We start from the raw sequence: 17,209 nt of genomic DNA, 5'->3' as shown, positions 1-17,209 counted from the left end.
GGCGGCGCGCCGGCGCGTGGTCGCGGGGCGCGGCGGCGTCACATGCGGGGACTGCGCGGCCCGCTGATGCGCGGCCGAATGCGGGGCCCGCTGCGCCTGATGCGGCTGATGCTGTTGATGTTGCTGATGGGGAGCCGGCCTAAAATGCGGATGCTGGCCGGTTGTTCCTGGCTTGTTCTGCTGTCCCTGTTCCACGATGATCGCCTCTCGATGGAGCCGTGCGTTTGAGTTTCATTTCGCATTCATCTTGACCCATCGCGCGGACACAATGGGCCTCAGGGGTGATTATGACTAAAGAGTCAAGTTGTTGTGTAACCAATGTCATTTTGCGCGGATGCGGTCGGCAGACGGCGGCAGGCAGGCGGTCGCGTCCAGGGCACGCGCTCAAGGTATGGGCTCAGGGCACGCACTCGACCCGCGGCGCCCCGCGCGCATTGCCTCCCGCACCGCAGCGCCGGCCTGCCCGTCGCTACTCGCTGTTACCGCCATCGGCGGCAATCTGCGGCAGCGCAGCGTCCTTGGGCATGTTTACCTTGGTAAGGCTCTTAAGCTCCTCGGCCAAATCCTCGTCCGTCTTAATGAGATCGCTCAGCGATAGCAGCTCATAGCCTGCGGCCTGCAGCTGGTCGATGATCAGCGGCAGCGCCTCGACCGTTTGGGAAGACGTGGACGCGTTGTCGGTCAGCAGCACGATGTTGCCGTTGGAGACGGAGCCCACCACCGTGTCCGCCACGGCCTGCACGCCGGGCAGCGTCCAGTCGCCGGAATCGATGTTCCATGTCACCACTGCGCTCACCAGGTCCATGGCCTGGGCCCAATTCTCCTGGGTAAAGGATCCGTAGGGCGGGCGCAGCAGCGCGGTCGATGTATCCGACGCCTTGGAGATGGCATCGAAGCCGCGGCTGATCTGGCTGCGCAGGTCATCGCCGGAAACGCCGGAGAGGTCCGTGTCGCTGTAGGTGTTGGAGCCAATATCAAACCCGGCCTGCGCTATCGCCTTGACCGAGTCCGGATACTTTTTAACCATGTCGCCAGAGAGGAAGAACGTGGCGCCCACGCTCTTTTCCTGCAGGATCTTAACAATCTGCTGGGTGTTCTCGCTGGGCCCCTCGTCAAATGTGAGCGCGACGTACTTCTTACCCTTGGCATCCGGGGAGACGGAGCGGCACACCACCTCGCAGTTCACCACTTCTTGCACCACGCCCTTGTCCGCCGTGATGCCGGATTGCTTGCCCACCCAGATCTCGCTGCGACCGGGCACGCCCCACGTCTTGACGTACTTGATGGCACCGCGGCCCTCTACGGTCAGCGTGGGCGCGATCTCCGTGGCCTGCACATCGTGCTCCTCATAGAAGTCGCAGCCGTTATCGACCTCTACCTTGTCACCCGGCTGCAGCTTGGTCTGCTCCAGGTCATTTGCGCTGACACGCTTGCCGTTGAGCTTGACCGACACGCGCTCGCCGCCCTCTTTTTTAAGCACGGAATCGTCCACCGCCAGCAGATTGCCCGGCGTGGGCTCAAGCTGCTGGTCTTCTATAAGTTGCTCTATGGACGAGTTGATGCGCGCTTTGGCGTCCGCACCGTTGAGCGTGATGTCGACCTCGCGGTTGGCGTACCAGATGATGCTGGCCACAAAGAACAAAAACGCGCAGCCCACCGCGATGAACGCGTACGGCTTGCGCGAGTTGTTGGTGCCCATACCGCGCCCGCCTCGGCCACCGCGCCTGCCAAACCCTTGCGAATGGTTGAGGTACTGCACCCCCGGCTTGCGCTGCTGGCGACGGCGACCGCCCGGCAAAAAGTCTGTGTTGTTGCGCCGATAATGCGGCTTCTTTTTGGTGGAGTAGGAGATGGTGTAGTTAAGCAATGGTGTTCCCTATTCCGTCCCGCGGCCGCACGCGGCCCCGTGATTATTACGTGCCGGCGCCTATTTGCCGGTGCTCGGTTTCTTCTTGGCGCCCGTTTTAGAGCTGGATTTTGAGCCCGTGTCCGTACCGGCCGCTTTTTTGAACTCGCTAGCAAACGCGGAGAACATACCGCCCGCGCGGCCCAGCTGCTTGCCCACGGCGCGCGCTCTGGATCCGGACGACGCCTTCTTGGCCGGCTTGGCAGACGCAGCGCCAGCCTTGGCACCCGTCTTGGCGCTCGCCGCGGAGCTCGCAGGCGCCTTCTTGGCCGGGGTCCCGGCCGCCTTCTTGTATTCGGACGAGAACTCCTTGAACGCGCCCGCGGTCTTGCCAATCTGACGACCCAGGGCATGGCTGCCCTTCTCGACCGCTTCCGAGCCTTTCTCGTCCAAAACCTTAGCGCCCTTTTTGACGCCCTCGCTTGCCTTGACCGAAGCCTCTGCGGCCTTGGCCGCCGCGCCGCCGGAAAACTCCAGCTGCGAAGCCTCGTCCTTAACCACCATAGCGCCCTTGGCGTAACCCACCAGGTAGCTGGCGGGCATCTCAAGGTAGCCGATCAGCGCGCTGGAGGCTCCGCTGGGTGTGAGCTTGAACATGTCGACCGCGCCGGTGCGGTAGTTGAACGAGGCGTCCGCGCAGTAGCCCAGCTTGGTGCCGGACTTGGTCTGCACGTCCATGCCGGTCCAGATGATGCAGGCGTCCAGGTCGATGCCCAAGCGCTTTGCCGCCGCAGCGTCAAAAGACTCGCGAACGTCTGCGACCAGCAGGTCGCCGCCATCGTCCACCGCGAACGCATCAAGGGCGACAAAGCGGTCAGGCTGTTTGATCATGCCGGCGATATCCGGCTGCTTGACCATGAAGCCGACGATCCGCTGCCCGTTGGGCGTGAACACCGGAAGGTGGACCTTGCCAAGATATTTTGAGCTAGTTGGGCGCCCGTCCTTCTTGTCCTGCTTGCCCTTGGGCTTTGCAAGCCAAACACGGACGCCCTGAAGGGTTCCTACCAGCATTTACGCCTCTGCAGGACCCTCGGCTGCCGGAGCCACGCCCGCGGCGGTCTCGACCACAACATCGGCGGCGGGGGTGACGCTGCCGCCGGCGATGGCCTCGTTGAGGGACTCGCGGAGCTGATCCATGCGCTCGCGGGCAAGGTCAACCTTGGCGCGCAGCTCGTCGGTCTTGGCGTCCATCATGGGGCCAAAGTCCGTGGCGGCAGCGCGAGCCTGGTCGACGCCCTGCTCATACATGTCGCGCGCGGAATCCCACGCGTCGTTAGCCATATCCGCTGCCATGGCGCGCGTCTCCGCACCGGAGCGCGGGGCGACCAGGATGCCGATGATCGTACCGGCGGCGGCGCCAAAGACGGCACCTGCTACAAATCCAAGACCTTTACCCATGTTAGGTTCCCTCCCAAGAGTCGAGCGGTATGCACAAATATGTGTTGGTACGCAATTCGCGTAGTTAATCGTCTATTATACCCGCTTGCCGTTGTCTTCACCCATATGGACGCAGGTTGGGTTGCGGGGGCGGGACACAGCGCGGGATGGCGCGGGTGGACGCGTGCGCGCGGCCACGTTGCAGCGGGCGGGCGGGACCGTGCGTGCGGCGCTTTATCGTCAGGTATTACTTTGGACCGTTTTAAACCGCCAAAGTGGCACGAGATAATACCGATCTTGGGACTTGTATTATCTTGAACCACTTTTTCTCGAAAAAGTGGCGTCCTTTAATACCAATCTCAACAGAGGTATTAGAAGCAACCACTTCTGCTGTTATTAATGGTCCTCTGTAATACATGTATTACAGAGGACCATTTCTCCACTTCGCACGACAAGCGGGAATAGAGTGCCATGTGACCGTGGCTCACATACCGTGCCGCGCGTGCCGCTTGCGTGCGCATTTCATATAAAAAGAAGCAAGAATTGCCAGTTCAAAGGGTACAATCAAAATAGTACCAGCGAAGCCCGCACTTGGTTAAAACGTCACGGGCGGCGCAAGGTATTATTGGTTAGAGGGGCCGGTTGCCGTCGGCCCCTTCTTTATGCGCAAACAAAAAAACGACTGGCAAAAACGGCTGGCGATCGCGAGCTGCTGCGGACATCTGCCCGCCGCCGCACGCAACCGCCAGCCGCGTTATTCTGCTATTGGACCGCCGCTGCCGCAGATACTGCCGCCATCCCGCTGACGACTGCCTCGGCCAGCGAAACTACTGCTGCTGCTCGCCGCCTTGCCACATGTCCTCGGCGGCTCCTCCAAACAGCACCTCGCTACCCAGCTCGTTCACCGCGGCGCGGGCGCCCTCGGTGTCGACCACGGCGGACTCGGCCTCATACGGCAGCTCGTCGCCCACGTACTGCGCGCCCTCATCTGCCTGGGGCGTAAACTCCTCCGGCTCCTCGCCGCGCAGGCGAAGCATAAGGTTGCGCAGGGCGACCACGGTACCGGGGAAGTCCGGGGCCACCTGATCCGGATGCAAGAACGCCCACTGCATCATGAACGTTGCAGAAGACAAGGCGCCCACGGTAAGGGCATCGTCCACGCAAGAGAGCTCGATATCGAACAGGCGCGGGTCATCCGGATTGGGCTTGGTGCGTCCGCTTACCACGTCGCCGGCAAGGCCCGTCTCGTTCAAAATCTCAACCGTAAGATGCTCCAGCAGGTGGGCCACCTCGGTGTCGCTCATGCAATCCTGAAAATGCTCGCCCGCATCGCCCAGGCAGGTATGCATGGCGATAGCCGGAGCCAGATAGTACACGCGGGCGGTCGCCTCGATGTCCTCAGACGTGCGAACGGGCATGCCCGGGTTTACCAGCACGCGCGCGGTAAGCTTGTCCGCGCCCACCGTGATCTTCATGATGTTGAACAGGTCTGCCATGCTCTTTTTCCGTTTCTACTCGTCCTCGTGCTTATCCTGCTTGGAGCGCAGAACGTATTTGATGGGCGTGGAGGCTTTCTCGGGTTTATCGCCCTTGGCGGCGCCCTTCTTGTCAGCCCTCTTGTCCTTCTCCTCGTCCTGCAGCTCCTCCGGCTTGGGTTCCGGCGCCGGAGCGATAACGCGAATCAGCGAGATGCGCTGGCCGCGCATGGACTGCACTTTGAACTTGTACCCATCGACCTCAAAGACCTCACCGATATCCGGCACGGAATCACACAGATCCAAAATCCAGCCGGCGACGGTCTCGTAGTCGTCGCTCTCCTCGATGGGCCAGCCCAGCTCCTCCGCGTCATCGCAAGAGAAGCGGCCGTCCACCAGCCACTCGCGGCGGGACAGGCGCGTGAGGTACTTGTTATCCGGGTCGAACTCGTCCTCGATCTCGCCCACGATCTCCTCGACGATGTCCTCGACCGTAATGATGCCGGCGGTGCCGCCGTACTCGTCCACAACAACCACAATCTGGTCATGGGCGGTCTGCATCTCGGAAAGCAGGGGCAGGATGTCCTTGGTGTCCGGAACAAAGGTCGCGTCGCGCAGGTGCTCGCGGACGGGCTCGTCGCCCTTGCCGTCCAGGGCCAGGCCAATAAGGTCCTTGATGTGGGCGATGCCGGCGATGTCGTCCGGGTCGTCCTTGTAGACGGGCATGCGGCTAAAGCCGGTCTGGCGCATAAGGGTCAGCACGTCGGCGATGGTGCGGTCATCCTCCACCATGGTGACGTCGACGCGAGGCACCATGACCTCGCGGGCCACGGCGTCGCCCAGGTCCATAACCTCGTGGATGATGCGCTTCTCCTCGTCCAACAGCGTGTCCTGCTCGTTGATCATGTACTTGATCTCTTCTTCGGACACGTTCTGGCGGTCGTCGCCGCTCTTGATGCGCATAAGGCGGGCCAAGCCGTTAGCGGAAGCCTGGGTGAACCACACCAGCGGACGGGCGATCTTTTGGAACACGGTCAGCGGCTGGGCCACGCGCTTCGCCATACCCTCGGCGTCGGCCAAAGCGATGCGCTTGGGCACCAGCTCGCCCACCACAATGGACAGGTAGGAGACCGCCAGCGTGATCAGCACGGGCGAAAGGCCGCGCGCAACCATGCTGAGCGGCTCGATGCCAAAGCTGCACAGCCAGCCTGCCAGCGGGTCGGACAGGTTGGTAGACGCCACCGCGGACGATGCGAAGCCCACCAGCGTGATAGCCACCTGAATGGTCGCCAGGAAGTTACCCGAGTCGGCCGCAAGCTCGCTGGCGCGCTTGGCGCGGCGGTCGCCCTCTTCCGCCTCATGGTCCAGCACGGCGCGCTTGGCCGTGGTGAGCGCCATCTCCGACATGGAGAAGAAGCCGTTGACTACGGTAAGGACGATGGTGGTGAGAATACTGATGGTTATGTCCATGGGGACGAGTTAAACCTCCAAAAGAGCGGTTGCAAACAAGGGGTGCGCCGGGCGCTGACCGCGCGGGGCGCATCGAAACGAGTGCGGACACGGGGTGCCGGAGCCCGTCGCCGGTTGCGCGGCGGCGCGGCCGAGGCGAAACGTAACGGCAGAGTCGCTAGATAACGAAGAGAATCACCGCCATAAAATGAAGCACGCTTCCCGCCAGCACCCACAGGTGCCATACGCTATGCATGTAGCGGATGCGTTTGGCCACGTAGAACGCAGTGCCCGCGGTATAGCACAGGCCGCCGGCGAGCAGCAGGCCAATGCCAATGGGGTTGAGCGCGTGAAGCAGCTGCGGCAAACGGAACACCACCAGCCACCCCATGATGAGGTAGATGAGGATGGTGACCCATTTGGGCTGGCGTTCGCGCCCAATGAGCTCGAACAGGATGCCGGCGATGGCGAGGGCCCATATCGCCACAAACATGGGGAAGCCGCCGTAATCCGCCAGTGTCACCAGCAAAAACGGCGTGTAGCTGCCGGCGATGAGCAGGTAGATGCCGCTGTGATCGAAAACACGGAACACCAGCTTGGCTCCGCGCGCAGGGATTGCGTGGTACAGGGTGGAGAACAGGTACTCCAAGATGATGGTGATGCCGTAGACAATGCCCGCCGCCATCGACGCGGGGTGCGCGGGCGCCACGGCTGCCTTGACTATCAGCAGCACCAGCGCGGCGATACCCAGCAGCACGCCTACGCCGTGCGTGACGGAGTTGAAGATCTCCTCGCCCACGGTGTAGTGCGGAATGCCGTCATGCGCCTTCGCTTTCTCGAGCTCGCGAGCCGCGGCGGTCTTGGCTGCCTTGGATGCGGCATTTGCGGCGGCTGCCATGGCGGCGTCGCGCACGTCTTGGGACACGCCCTGGTCGCGGGCGGCGTTAAGCAGGTCGCGAGTGTCTGCGAGGACGTCTGGGGCAGCGGTGTCGTTGCAGGCGGCGCCGCGGGTGTCGCTGGGCTCGTTAGCGTCGCCGGCGACGGCGGGCTGCAAGGGGTCCTCGTCCAAAGACGCACCGTTTTCGCTGGTATTCAGTTCATCAATGCAGGGGTCTGCACAGCCATCGCTGCAGGCCGGACCCGCCGCTGCGGACCCGGATGATGATACGGGGGACGCCGCGGTATTTGCCCGCGGCTTGGGACTGTCACTCGAATCTGGCATGTGAGCTGTGATTCCTCCAAAAATCGTTTTTGCATACTATAGCAGAACTGCCTAAAAAGGCAGAATGATGCACCGTTTCTGCGTCCATTTGGGGGCGTTCTTTACCTGTCGTTTACTCTGGCGCCCGCGACGAGCTCGGCGGCGCTTTGCTTGAAAAACTAAATGAAGCTTGAAAAGCTAAAAATAGCTTGAACTCCTAAAACGCAATTGGAGCTTGCCCCGTCGCCTGGATATGCACGATTCCAACCGGCCAATAAGGCGACGACGTTCTAAGCGATCCTGCGCCTGGCGTGTTTCGCGCGGATTCGCCTTAGCAACTCCACTTGCTCGTCCAACGTTAAAGGGGCCAACGAGAACCCCCTTGCCTCCGCAATACGCTCAATCGCCTGTGCAGGATCCAACGTGTGATAAGCAGGATATAGGGTCCGCAGGTCCCGCGCACCAATCTTCTTGTAGATGTTAGAGCTCCTGGTTCCGTAGACATACGCCCAGTAGCGATACAGATAGCCCATCCAATAAAGCTCGTCCGCCGAGTATCGTTCACTGCCATATGTCGAGGGCCCGTATTGTTTGTCGATCAAATCGAATGCCTCATCGGGTGCCGTCGCCTCATTGGCAAACGTAGACATATCAAGGTGGGCAGCCACGTCCGAATTCATGAACCTACGAATAAATACCGCGGATCCGCATTCCGTTTTTATGAGCGACCGCTCAAATATAGATGCCTGGTACCTGCAAACCAAAAGGCCGTCTGCGTCAAATTCCCTCATCCCAGCAGCTCCTCTATATACACTCCTTCATTTCTATACTGCCTACGTGCTGCCTTTACTTTGTCCCTGCCGATACGTGAGACGTTCGACTTCTCCGTTAAATAGTCGTGCTTCTCTTGCGAACTCAAGTAACAATGCTCGACGACCTCTAGCGCCCTAAGCGCCTTGTCTGTTTTGATGACGTATTGGCTTCCCAGGTCTGTTGCCGACAGGCAATGTCTGCATTGAACATCTGTCATTTCCCCTTCAGCGAAGCTGTCGATGATTTCAAACATCCGGTTGTCAGCTATTGGCGCAATAACGCAATCAGCCCGCTCGATCCTCGACCTCAAGCTCTCTACGATCGCATGTCCACGATAATCAGCGAGCTTTCCCCTGAACAAAGAAACTGCCAGCATCCAATCACGCTCAACTTTAAACTCGACAATATTGAGACCTATAGGATTGAAATCGCACATATACAGTGATGCGCCCTCAAACTCCGACACAAACATCGCCGGTTGCTCGAGACGGGTGCCACAATAAAACCCACGACCGAAGTCGCAATTGTCTCTTCCATACTTAAGAGACGGCTTGCCAATCAGACCGTTTTTTGAGCCGTGAAAAAGCGCGACGTGTCCTTGCGCGTCATGCTCTTCACAATAGAGTTGAGCTTTGATTTTATTAAGGCGTATGCCCTTGCTGTATGCGAAATCATACAACGCAGCCAAGCTTTCTTCATTGGGAACAGATTCGCCAGAAGCCCAGCGATAAAGAGCCATACGCGTGACGCCCGTTGCTTTTTCAAACTGGTTGGCAGTTAATCCCAGCAGCTCGCGAATTAGTTCAGCATCTTCAACAACATGATACTCATCCATCACTCTCACCAAACTTCTCTGTAACGTCTGTTACAGAGAAGTTTACATCATATTATTGGCAATTCAAACTTCTCTGTAACGCGTGTTATAGAGAAGTTTTACCGCACTTGAATCCAAGTGAAATGCCGGCTTCCGCAGCTTCAATGATTGACGCACTCCTTTGTACACTTCGGCATCCAAAGGCGTACTCGGTGCCGGAGCGCACATCTGTGGCGGTGCGTATGCACGCCGGGGCACCGAGCGTTTATCTGGGTGCCGTTACGTACACATGTGGCAGTTTATCTGTACGCGCGGGCACCCAATATCAAACCGGGCGCCCATGCGTACAAAAGAAGACAAGAAGGTGTACGTTGCGGTACCCAAATTGCAGGCGGGGGCCTTTTCGGACAAACAGCTAGCCCACCTTCACGTGGCAGCAAAAAGAGCGAACGCCGGTTAAGACGCCCGCCCTTGAAAGATTTATAAGCACGTCGCCGCTGCGCGGAGGACACGCGGCTACTTGACCTCGATCAGCTCATACTTGCTGGTACCAAGGCCAATCTTCTCACCATGCTCGATCATGGAGCGCCAGTTGGTGTCCGGATGCGTCATGTTGAAGTGGTCGTGCTGGCAACGCTCAGGCACGCCGCCGGCGGCCTCGAGCTTGTCGCGCATCTCCGTAAGCTCGGTGTTGGGCATAGCGGGCATCTGCAGCGCCATGTCGATGCAGGCCTGGTCGATCGCGACGGGGTCGAAACTTGCGAACATGCCCATATCCGGCACGATGGGCGTATCGTTTTCGGGATGACAATCGCAGTTGGGGCTTACGTCCATAGCCAGCGAAATGTGGAACTGCGGGCGATCCTGAACGATGGCCTGCGTGTACTCGGCGATCTTGTAGTTGAGCACGTCGACCGCGGCATCGTAACCCGGCTTGACGGCGTCTTGGTTGCACGCGCCAATGCAACGACCGCAGCCCAGGCAGCGGTCGTGATCGATATAGGCAACGGGCGTCTCGACAACCTTGCCGCTCTTAAGCGTGCGCTCGCGAGTGGTAGGGAAGCTCACGGCGCCGTGCGCGCAGATGCGCTCGCAGGCATGGCAACCGATGCACTTGTCCTCGTCCACGCTAGGCCTACCGGCTGCATGCTGCTCCATCTTGCCGGCGCGGCTGCCGCCACCCATGCCAAGGTTTTTCATGCAGCCGCCAAAGCCCGCCTGCTCGTGGCCTTTGAAGTGGGTGAGCGAGATGACGATGTCGGCATCCATGAGGGCGTGGCCAATCTTGGCCTCCTGCACGTACTCGCCGTTCTTGACCGGGACCAGGGTCTCGTCCGTGCCCTTGAGGCCGTCGGCGATGATGATGTGGCAGCCGGTGGCATACGGGGTGAAGCCGTTTTGGTATGCGCAATCGATATGCTCCAGCGCGTTTTTGCGGCTGCCTACGTAAAGCGTGTTGCAGTCCGTGAGGAAGGGCTTGCCGCCCAGCTCCTTGACCACGTCTACCACGGCGCGCGCGTAATTGGGGCGCAGGAAGGACAGGTTGCCCAGCTCGCCAAAGTGGATCTTGATGGCAACGAACTTGTTCTCGAAGTCGATCTGCTCTATGCCGGCGCGCTTGATGAGGCGCTTGAGCTTGTCCAGCTGGCTCTCGCGACCGTGCGTGCGCAGGTTGGTGAAGTAAACCTTAGCAGGAGCGTCGACGTTGGTTGCAGCGTCAGTTGCGGTGGCATTGGCCATGAGGCCCTCCCTTTCACACAGGCATTCAATGGTGTATCTAGATTGTACGACTTGAAGTCCGCTCAAACGCAAGCGTTGTAGTGGGGGTTTAGGAATGCACGAGACCTTACAAGCCAGCCATGAGCTGACGCATCGCTGACGAGGCAGCAACAGTCCTATAACCCCCGTCCAGCACAATTGCCCACTGTCTACAACCAGACACGATGGGAGGACCTTGTGGATAGCCACATCGACGCGCAGCAGCACACCGATGCGCACAACCTAATGGACAACGCCCAATCTGCGGGCGGGCAAAACCGCTGCATTGAACGCCGCGGCCTTCTCAAACTTGCCATGACTGCCGGGCTAGGCCTTGTGGCCACCGGATCCCTTTCCCCCAACATTGCCTGGGCTCAAGAAACGGGGCTGTCACGCGAAGGCGTTAAAGCCAGGTTCCTGATTGGCAGCGATTTACACATTCAGTCCGGCATCGGAGGCACCGAAGGGCGCGACGCCGACAAGAAGCTGCAATTCGCTTTTGACACCATCTACAATCTCGATCCGCAGCTTGATGCGTTCTGCCTGGTAGGCGATGTTACGGACTACGGCAAAACCGAACAGTACGAGCATCTGATGCAGCTGGTCAACGACATCGAACACAATACCGGATATAGTGGCGGCGCCGGTCACACCAAGATGATCCTGTGCCAGGGTAACCATGAAACATACTCCCCCGGCGTCGAGACAGCGCCCGCGCGCTTCAAGAAGTACACCGGCCAGGAAGCGAACAAAGTCCTTGACGTCAACGGCGTCAAGGTGATTACCATGGGTCCCGTAAAAAGCTCGGGCGATGGAGACTATCGCGGCAACTATGACTGGTTTAAACAACAACTGGATACCGTGATCGCCGGTAGCAGCGATCCGTTCCTGCTGCTCACCCACCATCAGATTAGGGGAAGCTCCTACACCTCGCCCGAATGGCACGGAAACTTTGGCCAAGGCGAAAGCAAGGACCTTGTAAAACTCATGGCCGACTACCCAAACCTCATCCAGGTCTCCGGCCACAGCCATGCAACCCTTGAAGACGAGCGATCCATCAGCCAGGACCTGGGCTTTACCGCCATTCAAGACTCCACCATCGGCGCATATTACGAGAACGAGACCGGCAAGGTCGACCCCGATACCGGCAACAGCGCTTCTGTGCCTCCGCAGTCTTCGGCCGCCTACACCCAGGGCAAGACCATTCCAGAAGCATCGCAGTGCATCATTCTAGACGTTATGGATAACGGAACCGTTAAGTGCCACCGCCTCTCCCTTGTTCGCAGCAAAGTGGAGGGAGAGGGCACGGTTTACCTCTACGAGCCATGGGTAATCGACGTGCCCAGCATGGTAAGTTCGAAGGGCAACCTCTCGGACACGCGGACCTGGAGGTACACCTCTGCACGTCAGTCCACCGCCGCACCCGTATTTGCACCCGACGCCACCGTTACCATCGACAACGTGGGCGAAACTTCCGCCACGGTGAGCTTTCCCCCAGCACAGCCTGGATCCCCGAGCGGCCTCGACATGGTGCACGAGTACAAGATTGTTGCACAGGCAACCGATGGCTCTAGCATTACCAAGCGAATCTTTAACGACTATTATCGTCCCGCGGGACACATCCGCGATTCATGGAAGGTTAACTTTAAGGGCCTGTCTCCAGAGACTTCCTACACCGTAAGCGTATATGCGCAAACGTCTTGGAGCAAAGAGGCGGGCTGCGAGGGATCAGGGTCCTGGCCCGGCAACAACGAAGCCGCCCCCAACTCAACCTCATCCGCCCTAGTATCTGCCGCGTTTACCACTTCGACCGCACCGGAGCGCCCACGCGCAATCCTAGACATCGACTACCGCACTGGCAACGCCGAAGACGCCATGGGCCACATCGCCAACTTTAACGCAGGCATGCGGCTGGTCGACGATGCGGATCTTGGCCACCCGGTTGTTGAAACCCAGGGCGAGACAGGATGGGGGTACCTACTTTCGACCGACGAGTACGATACATTCACGTCATCGTCCACGCACGAATGCTTTTTCAAGCTTGCAAACAACCAGATAGACCAATGTCTTTTTTCCAACCAGCAATACGCCGGCGCTGGCTTTGAGGTTGAGAAAGGCAATTTGGAGTTCTACTACAACAATGAATCCGCCAAACGCATTTTGAATACCCCCGTTAAAACGGGCGAATGGGTTCACGCTGTAGCAACTTACGACGGCAAGAACATAACGCTCTATGTCAACGGTAAAAAGATGGCGCAGGAATCCGCCGGACGTATGACCGTCCCCGCCCCCACGCGATATTACGTATGCAGCGACACCTCAAGCTCAGGCGAAACCGAATATTGCGCCGTCAAAGGCACGCGCGTAGCACTTGCCCGACTTCTCCCCTATGCCATGAGCGCAGAACAGGTTGCCACGGCATACGCCGCCAGCAAAATCGCCCCCGCTCCCGCGGAGCTCTTGAACGTTGACTTTAACGTTGAGGACGCCTCTCAGGTTGTTCAAGCCTCCGGCCGGTCGCTTTATAGCGACGTAAGCACTGGCGCCACCATTGTTTACGACGACGTGCTGAAAAAGAACGTTTTCGCCTGTGATGGCAAGCATGCGTTTGGTTTCCCAATAACCGCAAACGACTATGTCTACCTTGGCAACGAGCACGCCCTTGAATGCGTTTTTATGGCGACCGACCTCGACTCTGACCAGTGTTTCTTCTCAAACCAGCAATCCTCTGGCTGCGGCTTGGAAATCGCGGGCAACAACGCGACCAAGGGCAAAATGGCATTTTGGTTCAACTCCAAAGGCTCCGGAACCCCCAAACCCGCCGGTGCAATTACACCGGGCGTGTGGCACCACGCCATGGGCGTGTACACGGGGTCGACCGTTCGCATGTATATCGACGGCAAACTGGTCGAGGAGCTCGAGGCGTCCGGCGGCCTTAAAGTCCCCGGTGAGTCCGAGCACGTATTCTACATTGGCGCCGATGTGTACTCCGGAGGCGGTGCGCAGCTCTTTGCTCGAAGCGGCGGCAAAATCGCCAGCGCGCGCATTCTGACCAAGGCCCCATCCAACAAAGAGATCAAACTGCTTGCGACCCAGGCCCTTCTCCCCTCTGGCAACAGCGAGGCCTTCAGCGTTACCTACGCATGGAAAGACGATGTCGCCCCTGACGATGCCGTGCTCCCGGTTGATGAGAAATCGTACAAATCAGGCGATATCGTGACGCTTGCCACCTCGCCTGCAGTAAACGAACAGGTCACCGGCACCAAAGACGGTGTTGATGGGACCTGGACCTTTACGGGCTGGGACCACAAAGACGGCTTCACCATCGAAACCAACACCCTTGTGAGCGGAGCCTGGTCATTCCAGGCAGACGGGCAAGAGGGCGGCTCCACCGGCGGCGGATCGGGCAACGATTCTGGAAACGGATCTGGAAGCGGGTCTACTGGCGGCGACGGCGGCAACACTCCAGATACAGGCGGCAGCACTGGCAACAATTCCGGCAACGCCGATCATGGCAACGGAGGAGCAACCGGCAAGCCGGGAGACGGCTCTGGTAGCGGATCCTCCAGCGGAACCAACAATGGTGAATCTGGCGGCAACGGCAACTCGAGCAACGACAATTCGGGCATCGACGGTACCGGCGGCAGCTCGCCCGGCAACAACGTGACCAGCGGTTCTGAAGGCGGCAACGAAGCTTCTTCCAAACCCTCCTCTCCCTCGCTTCCACAAACAGGTGATACCAGCGGGCTTCTCGCCGGCATCACAGCGCTGCTTGGAGGCTCGGCGTTGGGACTGGGAAAGCTTCTCTCCCGCCGCAATGATGCCAAGCCAAATGTCCTCGACATCGATCCGGACGATAGCGACGATGACCTCATCGTCTAGCGAAAGCTATAAAGCCAACCGAATCTTTTCAAAGTAAAGCAATGGGTCCGTGCCCGCGCCCCACAAGAACGCGGGCACGGACCATTTCTATCGAAAGCCAAGCCTGCAGTGATCAGCACCTAGGGGCCCGCGCCCCCCCATCCTCTCAAACCATTCAGTTCAACTGTCCCCATAAAGTCGCCCTCAACCACAATGGTCACTGAGGGCCACGAGGCGGGTAAGCGAGAGCTTATACATTTGCCGGTTTGGTCAAACAATCATTCGCATGGACACTCGTCATTAATGTTCGTGGACATCAGTGTAATATCTAACGAATTCACCTCGCTTCGCACCGCGTTGCTTTGCCGTATCGTCAGCCAAAGCGCCGTCCGCCCTCACCAGAAGGTGCTTTGGGAGCCGCCCAGCCATTTCGAGAGCGGGCCTTTACCCGCCTCGTGGCCCTCATTGACCATCCCGAACGAGAACGGTTTTTCGCGCCCCAAAACGCGTGCATAAAGTTATCTAAAAACCGCAGGTCAAAGAAAAAGGGAATGGTTCAACGTGAAACCATCCCCTTCGAAAGTTCTTACGCGCGGACAAAGCGTGCGCCGGCAGCCTGCAAATCCAAACCAAAGCGCGCCGGCAGGCTACTCCGCGGCATCGCCCGCAGCGGCAGCACCGTCGCCCGCAGAGGCAGCGGCAGCCTCCGCCTCAGCTTTCTTCTTCGCCTCTTTGGCAGCGCGGGCAGCAGCCACGCGGGCCTCCTGCTCGGTCGTCAGCTTCACCTTGGGTCGCGCTGGCGCGCCGGTGCCCCTTTCCGCCTTGATGGCGCGCTCGCCAGCGGCAGCCTTCGCAGCGCCCTTGGCGGGAGCGGGAGCCTCGTCCATTTCCTTGTGCATCACGATCGCCTCGACATGCGCGGACGCCTCGGGCGGAGTCAGCCCCATTGATAGAGAGTCGCGTGGGCACTCCCTGATGCAGTATCCGCACTGGATGCAGCGGTACGGATTGATGGTCCACGTGCCCTCCTTGCGGTTCACCGCCAACGCCTGAACCGGGCAGGCACGCGTGCACAAACCGCACAGGATGCACTCGTCTATATCGTTCACCACGTGTCCGCGCATAGCGGGATACGGCTCGCGCTTCTCGAACGGATACTGAACGGTCGCAGGCTTGCTAAACAGCGAGCGCAGCGTCATCTTTCCCAGTTTGAATCCACCCACGTCGTCCTACCTTTCCGTGCAGCTGATGCAGGGGTCGATGGTCAGGATGATCATGGGCACGTCGGCCACGTCCACGCCCTGCAGCGCGCGCACCATGCCGCCCAGGTTCTGCGACGTGGGCGTGCGCAGGCGGAAACGCTCCAGGTACTTGGTGCCGTTGCCGGCAACGTAATAGAACGCCTCGCCGCGGGGCTGCTCGATCAGCACATGCGCACGGGTTCCCTCGCCGGGCTTCACTTTGACAAGCGGCGCCTCGCCAATGCCATCGTGCGGGATCTTGGCCACCAGTTCCTTGATGATCTCGATGGACTGGAAAACCTCCTCGCAACGGACCTTGCAACGCGCGTAGCAATCGCCCTCGGTGGCGATGATGGGCTCAAAGTGTTCCAGGTCGCCGTAGGCGCCAAAGCCGGTGGTGCGCATATCGTGCTCGATGCCGGAACCCTTGGCGAACGGACCCACCATAGACAGGTCCAGCGCGTCCTCAAAGCTGATATGGCCAACGCCGCACAAACGGCTGCGCACCGAATCGTCGTGCAGCATGGTGTTGACCACCTCGCGGTACTCGACCTTAAGCTCGTCCAGCTTCTCGCACACACGGCGAAGCAGCGCGTCGTCGATATCGTGCGACATGCCTCCCACCATGCAGATGGAAAGGATGATGCGGCCGCCGCACGTCTCCTGGAAGATGTCCAAGATGGTCTCGCGCAGGCGCCAGCAATGGTTGAACAAGCTCTCAAAGCCAAAACCGTCCGCCAGCAGGCCCAGCCACAGCAGATGAGAGTGGATGCGCGACAGCTCCTGCAAAATACCACGCAGGTACTCCGCGCGGCGCGGGACCTCTATGCCAAGCAGCTTCTCCGTGGCGCTGGCGTAGCCGTAGCCGTGGCCAAAGCTGCAGATGCCGCACACGCGCTCGGCAACGTAGATGAACTGGTTGTAGTCTCGCTTCTCAACCAGCTTCTCAAGTCCGCGGTGCACAAAACCAATCTGGGGAATCGCCTCCACCACGTGCTCGTCCTCGACCACCAGGTCAAGATGCACGGGCTCGGGCAGCACGGGGTGCTGGGGGCCAAAGGGCAAAATGGTACGTGTCGCCATGCTTACTCCCCCTCCTTCTTATTGTCTTTGGACGAGGAATCTGCGGGCGCGGTCTTAACGCCCTTGGCCGCAAGCGCGGCGCGAATCTTCGCGGCTTTCTCGGGATCCATAGCGGCGAGCTTTGCCTCCATCTTCGCGGTGCGGTCCTCGGGCGATGCCGGGGCGGCGGCGCGCTCGGCAGCGCGCGGTTCGCCAGACGCCGCGACAGGCACGGCTGCGTTCACGGCGGCG

The 17,209-nt window shown here is 59.6% G+C and carries 13 protein-coding genes; 2 read left to right on the top strand and 11 right to left on the bottom strand.

The features are described 5' to 3' along the window. On the top strand, nucleotides 1-228 hold a 228-nt coding region (locus tag HMPREF9452_RS12235; protein ID WP_040363014.1), incomplete at its 5' end, for a hypothetical protein. A gap of 241 nt (nucleotides 229-469) precedes the next feature. Here HMPREF9452_RS12235 and HMPREF9452_RS10375 read toward each other — a convergent pair. The 8 genes from HMPREF9452_RS10375 to HMPREF9452_RS10335 form a co-directional block, all read right to left on the bottom strand. After that, nucleotides 470-1,867 (bottom strand): polysaccharide deacetylase family protein, encoded by a 1,398-nt coding sequence (locus HMPREF9452_RS10375; protein WP_009142089.1) that lies wholly within the window; start codon nucleotides 1,865-1,867, stop codon nucleotides 470-472. A 60-nt stretch (nucleotides 1,868-1,927) separates the two neighbouring features. Further along, nucleotides 1,928-2,917, bottom strand: a complete 990-nt coding sequence (locus HMPREF9452_RS10370; protein ID WP_009142088.1) for a hypothetical protein — start codon at nucleotides 2,915-2,917, stop codon at nucleotides 1,928-1,930. Next, complete coding sequence (locus tag HMPREF9452_RS10365) at nucleotides 2,918-3,304, bottom strand: YtxH domain-containing protein (protein WP_009142087.1); 387 nt, start codon at nucleotides 3,302-3,304, stop codon at nucleotides 2,918-2,920. 806 nt (nucleotides 3,305-4,110) lie between these two features. Then, entirely contained in the window at nucleotides 4,111-4,779 is a 669-nt protein-coding gene (locus tag HMPREF9452_RS10360) for a hypothetical protein (protein WP_009142086.1), read from the bottom strand. A gap of 15 nt (nucleotides 4,780-4,794) precedes the next feature. Beyond that, complete coding sequence (locus HMPREF9452_RS10355) at nucleotides 4,795-6,228, bottom strand: hemolysin family protein (RefSeq protein ID WP_009142085.1); 1,434 nt, start codon at nucleotides 6,226-6,228, stop codon at nucleotides 4,795-4,797. 157 nt (nucleotides 6,229-6,385) lie between these two features. Beyond that, nucleotides 6,386-7,429, bottom strand: coding sequence for a PAQR family membrane homeostasis protein TrhA (trhA, locus tag HMPREF9452_RS10350; protein WP_009142084.1), 1,044 nt, complete (start codon nucleotides 7,427-7,429; stop codon nucleotides 6,386-6,388). Nucleotides 7,430-8,195: 766 nt separating this feature from the next. Further along, nucleotides 8,196-9,056 carry a DUF3990 domain-containing protein gene (locus HMPREF9452_RS10340; RefSeq protein WP_009142082.1) on the bottom strand — a complete coding sequence of 287 codons (861 nt, stop codon included), beginning with the start codon at nucleotides 9,054-9,056 and terminating at the stop codon, nucleotides 8,196-8,198. Nucleotides 9,057-9,551: 495 nt separating this feature from the next. Beyond that, nucleotides 9,552-10,775, bottom strand: a complete 1,224-nt coding sequence (locus HMPREF9452_RS10335; protein WP_009142081.1) for a DUF362 domain-containing protein — start codon at nucleotides 10,773-10,775, stop codon at nucleotides 9,552-9,554. 216 nt (nucleotides 10,776-10,991) lie between these two features. Between HMPREF9452_RS10335 and HMPREF9452_RS10330 the strand changes: the two genes are divergently transcribed. Next, entirely contained in the window at nucleotides 10,992-14,675 is a 3,684-nt protein-coding gene (locus HMPREF9452_RS10330; protein ID WP_009142080.1) for a LamG-like jellyroll fold domain-containing protein, read from the top strand. Nucleotides 14,676-15,301: 626 nt separating this feature from the next. Here HMPREF9452_RS10330 and HMPREF9452_RS10325 read toward each other — a convergent pair. The 3 genes from HMPREF9452_RS10325 to HMPREF9452_RS10315 form a co-directional block, all read right to left on the bottom strand. Continuing rightward, on the bottom strand, nucleotides 15,302-15,877 hold the full coding sequence (locus tag HMPREF9452_RS10325; RefSeq protein WP_009142079.1) for a 4Fe-4S binding protein: 576 nt from the start codon (nucleotides 15,875-15,877) through the stop codon (nucleotides 15,302-15,304). Nucleotides 15,878-15,883: 6 nt separating this feature from the next. After that, nucleotides 15,884-16,978 (bottom strand): hydrogenase large subunit, encoded by a 1,095-nt coding sequence (locus tag HMPREF9452_RS10320; RefSeq protein WP_009142078.1) that lies wholly within the window; start codon nucleotides 16,976-16,978, stop codon nucleotides 15,884-15,886. A 2-nt stretch (nucleotides 16,979-16,980) separates the two neighbouring features. Beyond that, nucleotides 16,981-17,209 (bottom strand): hypothetical protein (locus HMPREF9452_RS10315; protein ID WP_009142077.1); only part of this gene is annotated, 229 nt, incomplete at its 5' end.

This window comes from Collinsella tanakaei YIT 12063, assembly GCF_000225705.1.
GTDB lineage: Bacteria > Actinomycetota > Coriobacteriia > Coriobacteriales > Coriobacteriaceae > Collinsella > Collinsella tanakaei.
This window is presented reverse-complemented; position numbering and strand designations above follow the sequence as displayed.